3 protein-coding genes are annotated in these 2,401 nt (G+C 38.6%); all 3 read right to left on the bottom strand.

Translation table 11 applies throughout. The features are described from left to right. Nucleotides 1-349: 349 nt before the first annotated feature. Nucleotides 350-664: a hypothetical protein gene (locus E2980_RS23755; RefSeq protein WP_135154687.1), complete on the bottom strand. Its 315-nt coding sequence runs from the start codon at nucleotides 662-664 to the stop codon at nucleotides 350-352. 493 nt (nucleotides 665-1,157) lie between these two features. Further along, nucleotides 1,158-1,559 carry a hypothetical protein gene (locus tag E2980_RS23750; protein ID WP_135154686.1) on the bottom strand — a complete coding sequence of 134 codons (402 nt, stop codon included), beginning with the start codon at nucleotides 1,557-1,559 and terminating at the stop codon, nucleotides 1,158-1,160. A 17-nt stretch (nucleotides 1,560-1,576) separates the two neighbouring features. Further along, nucleotides 1,577-2,401: RHS repeat-associated core domain-containing protein (locus E2980_RS24405; protein WP_167747245.1), on the bottom strand; the 825-nt coding region annotated here is incomplete at its 5' end.

Here is a 2,401-nt window from a genome sequence, read left to right as displayed (position 1 = left end):
TTTGTCGATTCTTCGAAGCATTACAAACAAAAACGGGGGGAGGGGGAAGGGCTTTAAATCAATGGATTGATCGCTGGAGGCGGAAGCATTTAAGATCGTACCTGTCGGTGACAACCAATGCCCTTGACCCGAACCTAATGGAATACAAACGGCTTGCCCGCTGTTGATTGGTTAGCCGCAGGGCGGCTTACAGCCTTTCTTAACGTTACGGACAGATACTTTGTCCAACGAAATGGAAAGGCTGCAAGCCACTCCTGCGGGGGAATCATCTTGTGGGCAAGCCGTTTGTTCGGTCATAAGGAAGGATAGGGCTTATTCTGATATTGCTACCAGCCTACAAAAGATCAGATTATATCATAATATTTTCATCAAATACATCTATTAAGACTTGTCTTAAACGAAATACCTCATCCATTATCTCACTGTTATAATTTGTGTATTTGGCTTCAAGAACCATCGTGCTAAACAAATAAAATAGTTTCCCAGCCATTGATCGGAGTAACGAATCATGCCCTTTTATTTGTTCCGTATACTCATTTAATTTCGAATAAAGCTGCTCAAACGTGTCTTTATCAACAACTTTAGACGGTCTTAAATCTAAAACAATTTTTCTAATCAATGGCTCTATTTCCACCTCTAACGCCTTTAAAATGTGCTCGTTCATTTTACATACCCCACTATCGCACGTTGTTGAATGTACCCTAATATCAAGTATTCTTGATCCCTTCTTGCTAAATCCCGTGCCCAGTCATTTGTGTCAGCACCATTATCAGGAATCTCAAATTCAGCGTACTGTATTTTCGAAGTTGCCTTCCTAAGATTTATAGCAACAATACCATAGCCAGAATCATACTTAGCCGAGTTGTAGAAATGTAATCAGGTAATGATTTATACTATTACTCGATAACACCTGTTTTGCCCTTCGAGTCTTGCGTCTGCGACATTCTGCATCTTGTTTCGGTAATACTCTTTCCCTATCAAGGATTCAATTTCAACTTGCCCAGTTCTCGCGGGTCGCTATTAGCATCATGTTCATGATGTTTCATTTCGTCTTGAGTATCAATTGTCAATCGATTCAATGTAAAAAGAAAACCACATGGAGTTGTTACACCCGCATGTGGCATTACTTAGGATTGTTCTACACATCACGATATTGCTTAATTATAAGCGACCAAATCATATCTCATGACATCAAGTGTAATAGTTTCTCCTATGCTAATATTCCGTTCATTCTCTTCAAAATCAAATAAAAATGTTCCTGAATTTGTAGATATGGCATGATATTTATTTTGTATATCAATAGATATATGAGCCCAGTCCCTAACGCATATCTCACCAACATAAACCCCTGTAATTGACTCTTCCGTATGAATGTTTGGTGTATCAAATATAAATAAGAGAGCGTCTAAATAAGATGCAATCTTATTAGTCAAATTGAACTTATTATCATCAAAGATTTTTATGCGTTTCCCATCTTCTGTTCTTGCATAAACCCAAAAGTCATAAATAATCCCTTCATATACCGCTCCAACTTCAACTCTTTCAACATATAGCCTCATATTATCACATCCTTCTTTTAATATTTCTTTACTTCTTTAGGTCTTACAAAATGTGCAGTAACTATAAAACCATTTTTAGAAATTACTACGTTTAAATAATTAGTTGATCCTTTGACCTCATAAGCAAGTCCTTCAGCACCCTTGGTACCAATGGGTTTGTTCTTAGAAATTGTTTCCAAAATTAATTTGGATACTTGCTCACCATCTTTATACCCAGCTTTAGCAAGTTGTTCCCCACGTTCTAGCATAATATGCAGTAACCCAGCTTTAGAATTCCCCTTTTCGAGCCATGCTACTTTCCCTGTACTAGTTTTTACTATACCAATGGTGTCTGCCTTGGTGAATTTCGCCCCGCTCTTTTTCAATTCCTTGAATAAATCCTCAGCTTCATCACTAAAACCACTAACTGTTCTCATAAATCCCATTGCCGCTAAGCCCTTAATAGCACCAGTTTCAATAGACCCGCCAGGACTATTCTCAGCATAGGGCGTGATAAATTCTAATGTGTCCTGCAAGAATGTATACGGTATTTCAACAGGAACATATGAATCGTAGGAGTGCATGATCTCCCATTCTTGGAATTTATGATACTTGGAAGTACGCATTTTTACTCTAATCATTTCTGCTTCATTAGCCCAATAAGCTCGACCTGATTGTCCATTGATAAGCCATTCTGCTTTCATATCATTTATTATCCAGTTGGCTGGTACTTCTCTGTTCCAAGTCCCGCCGCCACCACCAGCGTCACCTTGTTCATTGTGACCTGTCGGGTCAAAAAAGTTTAACGGGTCATTGTGCACGTATACATATTGATTCAACGTCAGAGGATTCTCAATCTCCCC

The organism is Cohnella luojiensis, assembly GCF_004564235.1.
GTDB classification, from domain to species: domain Bacteria; phylum Bacillota; class Bacilli; order Paenibacillales; family Paenibacillaceae; genus Cohnella; species Cohnella luojiensis.
The sequence above is the reverse complement of the archived record's forward strand: the minus strand, read 5'-3'. Positions and strand labels throughout refer to the sequence as shown.

Bases quoted from the DNA above. Each gene is read 5' to 3' on its own strand.
- E2980_RS23755 (WP_135154687.1), bottom strand. From the start codon at position 664: ATGAACGAGCACATTTTAAAGGCGTTAGAGGTGGAAATAGAGCCATTG.
- E2980_RS23750 (WP_135154686.1), bottom strand. From the start codon at position 1,559: ATGAGGCTATATGTTGAAAGAGTTGAAGTTGGAGCGGTATATGAAGGG.